Origin of the sequence: Enterobacter sp. RHBSTW-01064, assembly GCF_014103035.1 — a bacterium.
GTDB classification, from domain to species: Bacteria; Pseudomonadota; Gammaproteobacteria; order Enterobacterales; family Enterobacteriaceae; genus Enterobacter; species Enterobacter mori.
In genome coordinates, this window is sequence record NZ_JABXOU010000003.1 from 197,544 (window position 1) to 211,297 (window position 13,754).

Genomic DNA, 13,754 nt, shown 5'->3' on the forward strand with positions numbered 1-13,754 from the left:
TCATCAACCGTAAAACTGCCATCCCAGAGTCAACAATGTTAGGATGGTTAGCGATTGATAATGACGGTAACAAGCATGTTAGACAATGTTTTGAGAATTGCCACACGCCAAAGCCCTCTTGCGCTCTGGCAGGCACATTATGTGAAGCAGCGCCTTGAAGCCTGCCATTCCGGATTGCGCGTCGAGCTGGTGCCGATGGTGACGCGCGGTGACGTGATCCTTGATACGCCGCTGGCGAAGGTTGGCGGAAAAGGCTTGTTTGTCAAAGAGCTGGAAATGGCCTTGCTTGAGAACCGTGCTGACATCGCCGTGCACTCCATGAAGGATGTGCCCGTTGAATTCCCGGAAGGGCTGGGGCTCGTGACCATCTGCGAACGTGAAGATCCGCGCGATGCGTTCGTCTCCAACCAGTATGGTTCTCTTGACGCGTTGCCGGAGGGCAGCGTGGTTGGCACGTCCAGTTTACGCCGTCAGTGTCAGCTGGCCGAACGCCGCCCGGACCTGGTGATTCGCTCGCTGCGCGGAAACGTGGGTACGCGTCTGGGCAAGCTGGATAACGGCGACTACGATGCCATTATCCTCGCCGTTGCCGGTTTGAAGCGTCTGGGACTGGAATCACGCATTCGCGTCGCATTGCCGCCAGAGCTGTCGCTACCGGCCGTGGGCCAGGGTGCGGTGGGCATTGAGTGCCGTCTTGACGATGTGCGCACGCGCGAGCTGCTTGCACCGCTGAACCATGACGAGACCGCCATCCGCGTAAAAGCCGAGCGCGCCATGAACACTCGCCTCGAAGGCGGCTGTCAGGTGCCAATTGGCAGCTATGCTGAATTAACCGACGGTGAGCTGTGGCTGCGTGCGCTGGTTGGCGCGCCGGACGGTTCACAGATGGTACGCGGCGAACGTCGCGGTAAGGCGCAAGATGCCGAGCAGCTTGGCGTGTCGCTGGCCGAAGAGTTACTGGATCACGGTGCCCGCGAAATTCTGGCTGACGTTTATAATGGAGAACCCCCTGCATGAGTATTCTTGTCACCCGCCCTTCTCCCGCAGGAAAGCAATTAGTGAGCCGTCTGCGCGCACTGGGGCAGGTGGCCTGGAGTTTTCCGCTGATTGAATTCTCCCCCGGTCGGGAGCTGTCCATGCTCGTCGACCAGATGAATGCCCTGCAGGAAGGCGACCTGATCTTTGCGCTGTCGCAACATGCCGTGGAATTTGCCCATGCGCAGTTGCAACAAGCAGGGAGAGAGTGGCCAACCGCTCCCCGCTATTTCGCTATCGGGCGAACAACCGCACTGGCCTTACATACCGTGAGCGGAACAGACGTTCGCTACCCGTTAGATCGGGAAATCAGCGAAGTCTTGCTACAATTACCTGAATTACAAACTATTGCCGGAAAACGTGCGCTCATTTTACGCGGTAACGGGGGACGTGAACTGTTGGGTGAAACGCTGCGGGAACGCGGGGCCAACGTCACGTTCTGCGAATGCTATCAGCGTTGTGCGAAACACTACGATGGCGCGGAAGAGGCAATGCGCTGGCATATGCGCGGCATCGACACCCTGGTCGTAACCAGCGGTGAAATGCTGCAGCAGCTATGGTCGCTTATTCCACAATGGTATCGTGAGAACTGGTTACTCCACTGTCGGCTTCTGGTCGTCAGTGAGCGTCTGGCGAACCACGCCCGGGAACTGGGCTGGCAAGATATTCGGATCGCTGATAACGCCGACAACGATGCGCTGCTGCGCGCATTACAATAACTCTCAAATGGGAAGCCATAATGACGGAACACGAAAAATCCTCCGCCGTGGTTGAAGAGACCAGGGAGACTGTGGACACAACCCCACAGCCAGAGACGACAGAGAAAACCGCTGAGAAGAAAAACGGCAGCAACAAAACCAGCCTCGCGCTGAGCGCAATTGCCATCGCCATTGCCCTGGCGGCAGGCGTTGGCCTGTACGGTCTTGTTAAGCAGCAAGGCTCTAACCAGACGGCCACCAGCGATGCGCTGGTCAATCAAATTACCGCCCTGCAAAAAGCGCAGGAGACGCAGAAAACCGAGCTGGAAGGCGTGATCAAACAGCAGGCCGCCGCGCTTGCCGATGCGAACAGCAAGCGGGAAGAGTTGACCAAACAGCTGAGTGAAGTGCAGGAGAAAGTCGCCACGATTTCCGGTACCGATGCCAAAACCTGGCTGCTCTCACAGGCCGATTTTCTGGTGAAACTGGCCGGACGTAAGCTCTGGAGCGATCAGGACGTTACCACTGCCGCCGCGCTGCTGAAAAGCGCCGACGCGAGCCTGGCAGATATGAACGACCCAAGCCTGATCGCCGCGCGCCGCGCCATTACCGAAGATATCGCCAGCCTCTCCGCCGTCTCGCAGGTGGATTACGACGGCATTATCCTCAAGGTGAACCAGCTTTCGAACCAGATTGATAACCTGCAGCTGGCGGATAACAACGACGACGACTCCCCGATGGATTCCGACGGTACCGAGCTTTCCAGCTCCCTGAGTGAATGGCGCATAAACCTGCAAAAAAGCTGGCAGAACTTTATGGACAGCTTCATCACCATCCGCCGCCGCGATGAAACCGCCGTGCCGCTGTTAGCACCGAACCAGGATATCTATCTGCGCGAAAACATCCGCTCCCGCCTGCTGGTTGCGGCACAGGCCGTACCGCGTCATCAGGAAGAGACCTACAAGCAGGCGCTGGATAACGTCTCGACGTGGGTGCGTGCGTATTACAACACTGATGACGCGACGACCACGGCCTTCCTGGAAGACATCGATAAGCTGAGCCAGCAAAACATCACCATGAACGTGCCGGATAAGCTGGAAAGCCAGCCGATTCTGGAGAAGCTGATGCAGACGCGCGTGCGTAACCTGCTGGCCCAGCCCGGCGTTCCGGCGGAAGGTACGGCTGAAGCACCGGCCGCCGCTCCAGCGCCTGAAAGCGCGCCACAAGGAGAGTAATGATGCTTAAAGTCCTCTTACTCTTTATCCTGTTGATCGCCGGGATCGTCCTGGGGCCGATGCTCGCGGGCCATCAAGGCTATGTGCTGATCCAGACTGATAACTACAACATTGAAACCAGCGTTACCGGCTTAGTGATTATCCTGGTCCTCGGCGTGGTGGTGCTGCTTGCTGTGGAATGGATCCTGCGCCGTATTTTTCGCACCGGGGCGCATACCCGCGGCTGGTTCGTTGGTCGTAAGCGCCGTCGTGCCCGTAAGCAAACAGAGCAAGCGCTGCTGAAACTGGCCGAAGGCGATTATCAGCAGGTAGAAAAGCTGATGTCGAAGAATGCCGATCACGCAGAACAGCCGGTGGTGAACTATCTGCTGGCCGCTGAAGCGGCACAGCAGCGTGGCGATGAAGCCCGTGCTAATCAACATCTTGAGCGCGCGTCCGAGCTTTCACCTAAAGATCCGATTCCGGTGGAGATCACCCGCGTTCGCCTGCAGCTGGCGCGGAACGAAAACCATGCGGCGCGCCACGGCGTTGACCGACTGCTGGAAATCACCCCACGTCATCCCGAAGTGCTGCGCCTTGCTGAACAGGCCTACATCCGTACCGGTGCCTGGGGTTCACTGCTGGATATCATTCCTTCGATGGCAAAAGCAGACGTCGGTGACGATGAACATCGTGACGAACTGCAGCGCATGGCGTGGATTGGGCTGATGGATCAGGCGCGCGCCGACCTGGGCAGCGACGGTCTGAAAACCTGGTGGAAGAATCAGAGCCGTAAAACGCGTCAGCAGGTTCCACTGCAGGTGGCGATGGCGGAACATCTGATTGAATGTGACGATCATGACACTGCGCAGGAGATCCTTCTCGACGGTCTGAAGCGCCAGTACGACGACCGCCTGGTAATGGTGATCCCGCGCCTGAAAACCAATAATCCTGAGCAGATCGAAAAAGTGCTGCGCCAGCAGATCAAAACCGTGGGCGACCGCCCGCTGCTGTGGAGCACGCTGGGCCAGTCGCTGATGAAGCACGGCGAGTGGCAGGAGGCGAGCCTCGCCTTCCGCGCGGCGCTAAAACAGCGTCCGGACGCGTTTGACTACGCCTGGCTTGCCGATTCACTGGATAAGCAGCATAAGCCGGAAGAGGCCGCCGCCATGCGGCGTGACGGGTTGCTGTTGACGTTGCAAAATAACGGTAACCAGCCGTAATTGAAATGGAGGCCTTGAGGCCTCCTTTTTTTATCTTCACTCTCCTGCTACATTCATTGCATCTTCCGCAGGAAACGAACCCGCCAATGTAACGATCGCTTTTCATTAACCCCTTTTTCGCACACGCGCATTTTGCAGCGTGGAGTAAAACGTTTTTGAAAGGAAATCGTCATGAATTCGCTTTTGTATGCGCTTATTGAAGCGCTGCGCTGCCACCGCTGGCTGCGCCTGCTTGCCTGCGCGTTTATCTTCTCTTCACTGGGGAATGGTTTGACCCAAGTTGTTGTTTTCGGCTTACTGCTGCAGTGGGCAGCACCACCGGTACTGCTGACGCTCGCTTTTCTTTTTGCCACGGTGCCGGGACTCCTCGGCAGTATGATCGGCGAAAAATTGTGCTCTCGATTTTCCCCGTTGTCTTTGCTGATTCTGACTGAGGTACTGGGATTGCTCGCCCTGATCTTTCCCTTTCTCGGCGTGCATTATCACAGCATACCCGCCCTGCTTGCCATGCAATCCGCTGAAGCATTATTGAGTGGGATCGGCTGGCCTGCGCTAACGCTGCTGTTCAAACGCGGCCTCAGTGATGCCGAGCTGCCTGCCGCAACCGTTCTGGAGAATCTGATATTTGCTTCTCAAGTCCTTTTGGGAACCGGACTTGGCGTCGTGCTTTTTCAGAAAATGCCGGTCGTCGATTTGCTGGCAATCGACGCCGCCAGTTTTCTGGGATCGCTCTTGATGCTTCTGCTGGCGAGGCGAGTGTTTGCGGCACGGATAAAACCCTCTCCCACCGACGCCCACGCACTCGTCGCGCTACGTTGGCAGAGGCTAACCCAGCGGCAAAAACGCTGTTTGCTCCTGCTGCCAGCACTGGCTGCCGTAGGCTCACCCGCTATGGCGTTACTGCCCGCCCTGGCGCAGGAGATACAGCCTGAGAATGCGGCAGGTCTCGCGCTGCCCCTGCTTTTCGCCAGGAGCATGGGGCAGCTTTGCGGTCCAATGTTGCTCAAGAGAGACAGTCTGACGCGCGTCGCGACCCAACCTCTCCTGCTGATGGGCTACCTTGCTCTCTTTCTGGCTGCTTATGGGGTGCTTCCGCTGTTATCCGGCTGGGTTGTGCCCGCGCTGGGAATGATCTTCATTGCACATCTGGCGTCGAATATTGTGTTTGCGGCAGGTACGTTTGGGGTGCTTAGTAACTTTCAGATGGCCCAGATTTCGTCAGCAAGCAGTAAAGCCTGGCGCTGGCAAACGCTTAGCGCTTCCCTCTTTACTGGCCTCGCAGCGATGGTAGCGACAGCATTTGGGGCAGTTGAGGCGCTGTATATGGTCTCTGGCACCGCGCTGCTTTTCGTTACGCTGGTACTGCGGCGTTTCAGTGATTAAGACATAAAAAAACGCCTGCTATAAAAGCAGGCGTTAAAACAGGTCTGTAAGACAACATATTTGGTGCTTCACTCAACGTTGTGTCCATGGTGTTTGATGAGGCCGAAGCGACATCTGTCAGTGGACGATAAGCACCGTAAACGGCTCTGCGTCATTCCTGAGTTTATGAGGCACTAAGGCGAACATAAGAGATGGAATGAGCATCTACACGCATATTATTGCACGTTACATGCCAGGTTTACACGCAGAACTTTTACATTGCGCAACATTCTAAGATAAAAGGAAATTCTGCTGTTAAGAACCGCCTGAAGCCCGATAATGTACCGATAAGAGATTCAACCTGTCGTCGGAAAGAGACAATAAAGCCGCCGAAATAGTAAATTGTTTATTTTCAAGGTATTGCATGTCGCCAAATCGCGACAATGGAGAAGTGTGTTGTTGGGGAATAACGACAGGGATTAAAACCGCAGAAAACAAAAAACCCCGCCGAAGCGGGGTTCAAAATTGGTCGGCGAGAGAGGATTCGAACCTCCGACCCACTGGTCCCAAACCAGTTGCGCTACCAAGCTGCGCTACTCGCCGATGTACTGCTTTTTTGAATTTTTAGTTCAATTCATTTAAAAAGTCGTGGTGCGAGGGGGGGGACTCGAACCCCCACATCCAAAGGACACTAACACCTGAAGCTAGCGCGTCTACCAATTCCGCCACCTTCGCAATTCACAACTCTTTCAAATAATGGGGTGGCTAATGGGATTCGAACCCACGACAACTGGAATCACAATCCAGGGCTCTACCAACTGAGCTATAGCCACCACTGTATTCTTTCACGCGGTACTGACTACTTCTCAGACCACCGCAGCTCTAGCACCGGGTTAATGGTGCGCCCGACAGGATTCGAACCTGAGACCTCTGCCTCCGGAGGGCAGCGCTCTATCCAGCTGAGCTACGGGCGCTTAGCGCCGTTGCGGGGCTGGATATTACGTACCTCCGTCCCCGCTGTCTAGTGCTTTTTTGAAAAAAATGCGCGTTTGGTTATGGTTTGCACATTTTGCCGCTTATTCCTCCACTTTATGCGTGGTGGCGCGGCGACCCAGGCCAAAAAGCTTATATGCCGCTGTAACGGCAGCCAGGAAGATCATCCCGACAAACAGCGACATGCGGGTATCTTCATTAAAGTACATCCCAATTAATACGCAAATCAGGAACGCCATCGTCAAATAGTTCGCGTACGGGAACAAAATGGAGCGGAACGGATGGCTGGCGATCGCTTTTTTATGCGCATGACGGAAACGCAGCTGGCTAATCAGGATCACAAACCACGGCACCATGCCCGGCAGCACGCTGGCGCTATAAACGTAAACGAACACGCGCTGCGGATTCGGGATGATGTAATTCAGACATGAACCAATCAGCAGAATCACGATCGATACTGCCACGCCCATAACCGGCACGCCCGCACGGGACACTTTCCCCATCGCCGCAGGCAGTTGGTTGTTTTTAGAAAGCGCGTAGAGCATGCGGCCACAGCTGTACATCCCGCTGTTACAGCCAGAGAGCGCAGCCGTCAGCACCACGAAGTTAATAATCCCTGCTGCTGCCGTAATACCAATCTTCGCGAAGGTTAAGACAAACGGGCTGCCGGTGGTGCCGATTTCATTCCACGGGAAGATAGTCACGATAACGAAAATTGCGCCCACATAGAAAATCAGGATACGCCACAGCACTTTGCCCACCGCGCTACGCAGCGTGACCTGCGGGTTTTTCGCTTCACCGGCAGTAATACCGATCAGCTCCACGCCCTGATAGGAGGCGACAACGATACAGAGCGCCGTCAGGAAGCCCTTCCAGCCGCCCGCGAAGAAGCCACCGTTCTCGGTCAGGTTGCCGAAGCCAATCGCGTGCCCGCCGTTGCCGAAGCCAAAGAAAATAACCCCGAGACCCACGACAATCATCACGATAATGGTGGTGACTTTGATCATCGCAAACCAGAACTCGATCTCACCGTAGAGTCGCACGGCAGCCAGGTTAGCCAGCGCCACCAGCCCCACAGCAATGAGCGCAGGTATCCACTGGACCATGTCCGGGAACCAGAACTGTACGTAGACCCCTATCGCCGTGATTTCCGAGATGCCCACGGCCATCCACATAAACCAGTACGACCAGGCCGTAAGGTAGCCAAAGAACGGGCTCATATAGCGGTGCGCGTAAACGGCGAAAGAGCCGGTGACCGGCTCCAGGAAGAGCATTTCGCCCATTGAACGCATGATGAAGAAAACGAACAGCCCGGCGATGATGTACGCCAGTAATACGGAAGGACCCGCCCATTTGAGCGTACTTGCGGAGCCCATGAACAGGCCAACGCCGATAGTGCCGCCCAGCGCTATCAATTCAATGTGTCGAGCTTCCAGCCCACGCTGTAGCTCCGGTTTTTTCTCTGCCATAAATCCTCGGTTGTGTCTGCTGGTTACCGGCTTAAGCCGGTTATTGTTTTTTAGGGGAACTAAAATACGGTGCGAATGGTTTCTTAAATTCTGCTAAATGGCAAACGATGCATTAAAAAAATGAATGCATTGCACAGATTAGCAGCAGTTTTGCAGGGGAGTTGCAGCGCGAACAGCATATCGCGCTACATTTTGATTACATTTTACCGGTGTAGTGCCAGGCGAGATAGCGCAGCAGACGGATCTGCCGTTTGATACGCGTCGGTTGTGATAACAGACGATACAGCCACTCCAGGCCGAGGTTTTGCCAGACTTTCGGCGCGCGCTTAACGTGGCCGGTAAAGACGTCGTAGGTGCCACCCACGCCCATGTACAGGGCATCCGGGCAGACCAGACGGCAATCGCGCATCAGGATCTCCTGACGCGGCGAGCCCATCGCCACGGTGACAATTTTCGCCCCGCTGTCGCGCACGCGTTCAAACAACGCCTGCCGACTTTCAGGTTTAAAATAGCCGTCCTGGCTTCCCACAATGTTAACATTCCACTGGCTACGCAGCTTCTGCTCCGTCTGGGCCAGCACCTCCGGCTTACCGCCGATCAGGAAGACCGGCGTGCCTTCCGCTCCCGCGCGCGCCATGAGCTGCTCCCAGAGGTCAGCCCCCGCCACGCGTGAAACATTAGCGCCAGGATACTTTTTGCGGATAGAGCGCACGACGCTGATGCCGTCTGCGTACTTGAATTCGGCGGCGGTAATCAGGTCTTTCACTTCCGCGTTATCTTCAACCGCGAGCATTTTTTCCGCATTAATGGCCACCAGCGTGCCCGATTTCATCTGCCCGTCCGAGAACAGAAAATCCAGCGCGTGTTGCATATCACGCCAGCCTATAAGCTGTAGACCGCGCAGCGCATAGCGCGGCGCAGAAGTTGTGTCAGTCATTACAATCCCTACTCAGACTTGCGACAGCGTTGTGCTGCCTTGATGCTCGCGTCGGTGGACAAGCCCTGCGCTGTCAAACAGCCAGTACAACAGTTTTGCCAGCACCAGACACACACCGAAAACGACCATGAAGAACACCACGCGCGAGACGAACGAATCCAGCCCCTCGCGTGCCAGAACAATCATATTGAAAATGGCACCAAAGCAGAAACTGTGCAAAATAGCCGCCTTGTAGCGGTTGGTCTCTTCGTTACCGAGCGTGTAAAGCCAGTCGAACCATTTAATGATCAGCCCAACCGCAATCGCGCCAGGCAGGATAAACCACGCGCCGCCCATCACGACCAGCGAGCCAATCAGCGTTGGCGAGATTGCCAGGCCAGAATGGTTGTTCAGCACTTCCCAGGTAAAGTAGTTCGCCGTATTGAGCACCACGCCCGGACGGTCCGGCCACAGCCAGGTCGGAATAAAGACGTAGAAGTCGCGGGCAATCGGCGCTAATCCCTGGAAGTCGATCTTGTCGTAGTTTTGCAGCAGCAACGCCAGGTTTTCCCACGGCGAGAAGGTGTCGCGCGTGAGGTAGAGGAAGGTGTAAAACGCTTCGTCACCGGCAACGTTTAACCCATAGCGCTTCAGCGCCAGCCAGAACATTCCCACAATGCCAAATACGCCTGCCGCCGCCAGCATCCACAGGGAGATCCACCCGCGAATGATGCCGATAAACAGGAAGATGGCGAAGGCGATAATAATGTTAGCGCGCGTCCCACCCACAATCATGTAGGTCAGGATGCCGAAGGCGACGGTACTCACGAGGAAGAACAGCCACGCCTTGCTGTCCTGGCGCAGGAAAAAGACCACCAGCATCGCCGGAATGAAAAAGTAGAAGAACCGTTTGAGCGCCACGCCTGACACTTCAGCAGAGAAAATCTGGCTGTAGGACTGGAGCTTAAACAGCAGGAAGCCGTTATGCATGAAGAAGATGCCGACGCTGACCAGCGCGATAGTCATCAGCATCACCCACGTAAGGTGCGTCTCCACCCGGTTCATGGTGAAAATCGGTCGCCGCGGTGCGGACGCTGTCGCTGAGCGCAGGCGCGTTTTATAGGTGACGTAGTAGACGGCGTAGAAGCAGGTTGCGGAGAGCAGCGCCTGCAGCAAAATTTCCGGCGGGGCAACGGCCACATCAAAACGGAAAACCAGAATACTGGTCAGCGGGAAGCCGAAGTAAAAGGTCAGCAAAAACAGCAGCGAGAAGAAGACGTTGAAGTTAAAGCGCACCCGACGAAACTCAAACCAGGTGAGCGTGGCGATAAACAGCGTGCTCAGCAGCCAAACCACCAACAAGCCGCTAAATTGCAACTGGCTCATGCGTTGTCTCCTGCAGCGATACGCAGCGCGCGGTGCCACGGCGTGAGGTAGTTCGGGCTAAAGAAGTCGATGCTATTTTTATCCACCAGCGCCAGCTGGCGCTGCGCTTCCCGCACGATATCGATGTTCAGCGTGTCCGAGGTAAACAATACCGGAATATGCTGCTCGGTCATATCCTGCCAGAACGGGTTTTCGCGGTTCAGCACGCATGGAACGCCGGCCTGGATAAGCAGACATAAGGTACCAATCCCCTGCTGACGGGCAAAGATAAAATAACCCAGGTCGCACTGTCTCAGGAGCGCGAGATAGTCATCAAATTCCAGCTTATCCTGCAGAATATTCACATGCTCAGCGCTGAATAACGCCAGCGCCTGCTGACGGACCTCAGCGATGTAGGCGTCGTTATTCGCCGGGTAGCCCATTGGCACTACCACGTTCACCGTATCGCCAAACTGCTGATGCACCGCCCGGAGCGCCGCAACATGTTCGTTACTGCGATCCCCGGAGTTCCCCACCAGAATCGTCAGTTTGCCCTCGCGCAGCGTATCGTTCGCCATATTGTTCAGCGCCGGGTTCATGCGAGTCGGGAAATAGAGCAGCTCACCGCGCACGTTCGGATGCCGTTCAGCAAAGTAGTTAAGATCGCCACGGGTCGCGAACACGCAGCCCACGCGCCCCTGAGCCATACGGCGCAGAGGATAGAACAGGCGAAACTTCCAGCCGCGCGACACTTCATAGAGATCGGCGCCCCAGATATGCCAGCTACACTGGGAAGGCTTTATCCCGCCGCTCAGCAGAGCCATCCACAGGCCCGTATTGAACTGCCCATGGAAAAAGAAGCGTTGATCACGATCGGCTTTTGCCTTCGCGATAACCGCTTTCGCCAGCGCGGCTTTATCTGGCCAGAAGGTGATGTTAAGCGCCGGACACGCCGCGCCCAGGCCATTGTCCTGACCTGCAACCATAAACTCGCGCGCATCAGGATTGCCCGACGCCAGCTCATCGTTGAAGAACCGCAGTACGGTCTGGTTATGGTGTGGGATGTCCGACCCCAGGATGTGAATCAGTGCAGTCATGCGCGTTTACGCCAAAGTAAAAATACGCCGCAACAGGCAGCGAAATAAACGATATAAGTTGCCATATAGGCCTGAGCAGCCCCCAGCGCGCCGTGCGAAGGGATCAGCCAGTGAGAGAACGCCGTCAGCAGCGCAAACTGACTAATCTCCGCCAGGATATACAACCGCAGCGAGGCTTTCGCAATCACCAGATAACCGAAAACGTAAGCGCCGACTTTCAACACATCGCCTACCAGCTGCCAGGCGAACAGATCGCGCATGGCGATAAACTTTGCCGAGAAGAGCAGCCAGATGGCGACATCACGTAATAACCAGACGGTAAAGCTGGCGGCCGCCACGGCAGGGAGCACAAAACGCAATGAGCGGAAAATCTCGCGGGTAATATCCTTTTTTACGGTCAGCCGGGATAAGGTTGGCAGCAAATAGACGCTAAAGGAAGCCGTTATAAATTGGAGGTAGGCATCGGAAATGCTGCTCACGCCCTGCCAAATCCCGACTTCATCCCAACTGTAATGCGCAGCCAGCAGGTTTCGCATCATGACGTAGGCCACCGGAAGCGTCACCGAAGTGATGAGCGCCATCAGGGTAAATTTGCCTAACTGCCCCGCCAGCATCGTGTCCCACTGCGGTTTCAGGTAACGTAGCGGGATGACCCCTCTGCGCATCAGCATAAACGCTGCCGGAACGACAACCAGAGCAGGCACGAGCGCCAGCCCCAGCAGTGCGCCCTCATAGCCACCCAGACGATAGCAGAAATAATAGGCAATCACGCCGATGACGCTTCCCAGGATCAGCGCCAGCGCATTGCCCGCCGCATCACGGAAGCCCTTCATCAGTGCCAGCAGCAGGTTGGCCCAGGCAATCCCCATCTGAACCAGCGCGACCAGGCGAACCAGCCCCTGATACTGCGTATGTCCAAACAGCCCCTGGCTAATCGGGGCCGCCGCCAGTAAAAACACAACGGCCAGCAGCGTGGAAAATCCCAGGACCATGGCCGAGGACGTTCCCACAACCGTGCGCAGTTTTTCGGCATCATCATGATGCTGAGCCACGTATTTGGTGACGCCGTTAAATATTCCCGCCCCGGCCAACACGCCGAGTACCGTGACCAGCTGGCGGAAATTGCCCGCCAGCCCGACGCCTGACGGGCCGAATGAGACAGCCAGCAACTTGACGACCAGCAATCCGGCACCAATTTTTACAAGCGTGGACGCAGCCGTCCACACCGATGCTTTTGCCAGAGACATATCAGCCGAAATAACTCAGAAGGGTATTGATCACCGTGCGTTGATTAACGGGTGCGAGGTTGTAGAACAGAGGCAGGCGGAGCAAACGCTCGCTCTCTTTGGTGGTGTAACGGTCTTCGCCCGCGAATACGCCAAACGCTTCTCCAGCCGGGCTGGAGTGCAGCGGGATGTAGTGGAATACCGCCAGAATTTCAGCCTCTTTCAGCCAGGCAATCAGGCTGCTGCGATCGTCGTTATCGCGCAGCTTGATGTAAAACATATGGGCGTTGTGGACGCAGTCTGCCGGGATCGTCGGCAGTTCAATACGCCCGGCTTTCGCCAGCGGCTCCAGCGCGTCGTAGTAGGTTTGCCACAGGGACAGGCGCTGCAGATTAATACGCTCCGCCGCCTCCAGCTGCGCCCAAAGATATGCGGCCTGCAGATCGGCCATCAGGTAGCTTGAGCCGATATCGCGCCAGGTGTACTTGTCAACCTGACCACGGAAGAACTGGCTGCGGTTGGTGCCTTTTTCGCGGATCACCTCGGCACGCTCCACCAGCGCACGGTCGTTAATCAGCGTCGCCCCACCCTCACCGCCTGCGGTGTAGTTTTTGGTTTCGTGGAAGCTAAAGCAGCCGATGTGGCCTATCGTGCCCAGCGCGCGCCCTTTGTAGGTGGACATCACGCCCTGCGCGGCGTCTTCCACCACGAACAGGTTGTGCTTTTTGGCGATCGCCATAATCGTGTCCATTTCGCACGCCACGCCCGCATAATGAACCGGGACAATCGCGCGCGTTTTGTCGGTAATCGCCGCTTCAATCAGCGTTTCGTCGATGTTCATGGTATCCGGACGGATATCCACAAAGACAATTTTTGCCCCGCGCAGGACAAACGCGTTCGCCGTAGAGACAAAGGTATAACTCGGCATGATCACTTCATCGCCGGGCTGGATGTCCAGCAGCAGTGCGGCCATCTCCAGGGAGGCCGTACAGGATGGCGTCAGCAGCACTTTGGCGCTGTGAAAACGCTGCTCCATCCACTGCTGGCAGCGACGGGTGAAACCGCCGTCGCCGCAAAGTTTGCCGCTGCCCATGGCAGACTGCATATAGTCGAGTTCCGTTCCCACGACGGGTGGTGCGTTAAATGGAATCATCAT

General features: G+C 56.1%; 11 protein-coding genes and 4 tRNA genes. 5 read left to right on the plus strand and 10 right to left on the minus strand.

The window, feature by feature from the left end; translation table 11 throughout:
• Positions 1 to 75 precede the first annotated feature (75 nt).
• From hemC to HV355_RS11150, 5 genes are all read left to right on the plus strand, one after another.
• A complete protein-coding gene (gene hemC / locus HV355_RS11130) occupies positions 76 to 1,017 on the plus strand; it encodes a hydroxymethylbilane synthase (protein WP_182401914.1) in 942 nt (313 codons plus the stop codon).
• Positions 1,014 to 1,754, plus strand: coding sequence for a uroporphyrinogen-III synthase (gene hemD, locus HV355_RS11135; protein WP_182401916.1), 741 nt, complete (start codon positions 1,014 to 1,016; stop codon positions 1,752 to 1,754). The genes hemC and hemD overlap by 4 nt, the downstream gene beginning before the upstream one ends.
• 20 nt (positions 1,755 to 1,774) lie before the next feature.
• Complete coding sequence (hemX, locus tag HV355_RS11140; RefSeq protein ID WP_174340366.1) at positions 1,775 to 2,968, plus strand: uroporphyrinogen-III C-methyltransferase; 1,194 nt, start codon at positions 1,775 to 1,777, stop codon at positions 2,966 to 2,968.
• Between the two features lie 2 nt (positions 2,969 to 2,970).
• Positions 2,971 to 4,170, plus strand: coding sequence for a protoheme IX biogenesis protein HemY (hemY, locus tag HV355_RS11145; RefSeq protein ID WP_029484909.1), 1,200 nt, complete (start codon positions 2,971 to 2,973; stop codon positions 4,168 to 4,170).
• A 171-nt stretch (positions 4,171 to 4,341) separates the two neighbouring features.
• Complete coding sequence (locus tag HV355_RS11150) at positions 4,342 to 5,553, plus strand: MFS transporter (protein ID WP_182401918.1); 1,212 nt, start codon at positions 4,342 to 4,344, stop codon at positions 5,551 to 5,553.
• Positions 5,554 to 6,058: 505 nt separating this feature from the next.
• Here the strand turns inward: HV355_RS11150 and HV355_RS11155 are convergent.
• The 10 genes from HV355_RS11155 to rffA all read right to left on the minus strand — a co-directional run bounded on the left by HV355_RS11155 (position 6,059) and on the right by rffA (position 13,751).
• Positions 6,059 to 6,135: transfer RNA gene (locus HV355_RS11155), tRNA-Pro, on the minus strand.
• A gap of 46 nt (positions 6,136 to 6,181) precedes the next feature.
• A tRNA-Leu gene (locus HV355_RS11160) sits at positions 6,182 to 6,267 on the minus strand.
• A gap of 22 nt (positions 6,268 to 6,289) precedes the next feature.
• Positions 6,290 to 6,365, minus strand: a tRNA-His gene (locus HV355_RS11165).
• A gap of 64 nt (positions 6,366 to 6,429) precedes the next feature.
• Positions 6,430 to 6,506 (minus strand) — tRNA-Arg (locus HV355_RS11170).
• A gap of 102 nt (positions 6,507 to 6,608) precedes the next feature.
• Complete coding sequence (locus HV355_RS11175; protein WP_010426333.1) at positions 6,609 to 7,994, minus strand: amino acid permease; 1,386 nt, start codon at positions 7,992 to 7,994, stop codon at positions 6,609 to 6,611.
• A 196-nt stretch (positions 7,995 to 8,190) separates the two neighbouring features.
• The gene (wecG, locus tag HV355_RS11180) at positions 8,191 to 8,931 is read right to left on the minus strand and encodes a lipopolysaccharide N-acetylmannosaminouronosyltransferase (protein ID WP_108417316.1); all 741 of its coding nucleotides are present in this window, start codon (positions 8,929 to 8,931) and stop codon (positions 8,191 to 8,193) included.
• Between the two features lie 12 nt (positions 8,932 to 8,943).
• Positions 8,944 to 10,296: an ECA oligosaccharide polymerase gene (gene wzyE, locus HV355_RS11185; RefSeq protein WP_089598259.1), complete on the minus strand. Its 1,353-nt coding sequence runs from the start codon at positions 10,294 to 10,296 to the stop codon at positions 8,944 to 8,946.
• Positions 10,293 to 11,372, minus strand: a complete 1,080-nt coding sequence (locus HV355_RS11190) for a TDP-N-acetylfucosamine:lipid II N-acetylfucosaminyltransferase (RefSeq protein WP_120158934.1) — start codon at positions 11,370 to 11,372, stop codon at positions 10,293 to 10,295. The genes wzyE and HV355_RS11190 overlap by 4 nt, the downstream gene beginning before the upstream one ends.
• A complete protein-coding gene (gene wzxE / locus HV355_RS11195) occupies positions 11,369 to 12,619 on the minus strand; it encodes a lipid III flippase WzxE (RefSeq protein ID WP_108417314.1) in 1,251 nt (416 codons plus the stop codon). Before wzxE ends, HV355_RS11190 begins: the two co-directional genes overlap by 4 nt.
• A gap of 1 nt (position 12,620) precedes the next feature.
• On the minus strand, positions 12,621 to 13,751 hold the full coding sequence (rffA, locus tag HV355_RS11200) for a dTDP-4-amino-4,6-dideoxygalactose transaminase (RefSeq protein WP_042717731.1): 1,131 nt from the start codon (positions 13,749 to 13,751) through the stop codon (positions 12,621 to 12,623).
• Between the last annotated feature and the right edge of the window lie 3 nt (positions 13,752 to 13,754).

What these genes read in the sequence shown, in the direction of transcription:
- hemC (WP_182401914.1), top strand. Translation starts at nt 76, where the DNA reads ATGTTAGACAATGTTTTGAGAATTGCCACACGCCAAAGCCCTCTTGCG.
- hemD (WP_182401916.1), top strand. Translation starts at nt 1,014, where the DNA reads ATGAGTATTCTTGTCACCCGCCCTTCTCCCGCAGGAAAGCAATTAGTG.
- hemX (WP_174340366.1), top strand. Translation starts at nt 1,775, where the DNA reads ATGACGGAACACGAAAAATCCTCCGCCGTGGTTGAAGAGACCAGGGAG.
- hemY (WP_029484909.1), top strand. Translation starts at nt 2,971, where the DNA reads ATGCTTAAAGTCCTCTTACTCTTTATCCTGTTGATCGCCGGGATCGTC.
- HV355_RS11150 (WP_182401918.1), top strand. Translation starts at nt 4,342, where the DNA reads ATGAATTCGCTTTTGTATGCGCTTATTGAAGCGCTGCGCTGCCACCGC.
- HV355_RS11175 (WP_010426333.1), bottom strand. Translation starts at nt 7,994, where the DNA reads ATGGCAGAGAAAAAACCGGAGCTACAGCGTGGGCTGGAAGCTCGACAC.
- wecG (WP_108417316.1), bottom strand. Translation starts at nt 8,931, where the DNA reads ATGACTGACACAACTTCTGCGCCGCGCTATGCGCTGCGCGGTCTACAG.
- wzyE (WP_089598259.1), bottom strand. Translation starts at nt 10,296, where the DNA reads ATGAGCCAGTTGCAATTTAGCGGCTTGTTGGTGGTTTGGCTGCTGAGC.
- HV355_RS11190 (WP_120158934.1), bottom strand. Translation starts at nt 11,372, where the DNA reads ATGACTGCACTGATTCACATCCTGGGGTCGGACATCCCACACCATAAC.
- wzxE (WP_108417314.1), bottom strand. Translation starts at nt 12,619, where the DNA reads ATGTCTCTGGCAAAAGCATCGGTGTGGACGGCTGCGTCCACGCTTGTA.
- rffA (WP_042717731.1), bottom strand. Translation starts at nt 13,751, where the DNA reads ATGATTCCATTTAACGCACCACCCGTCGTGGGAACGGAACTCGACTAT.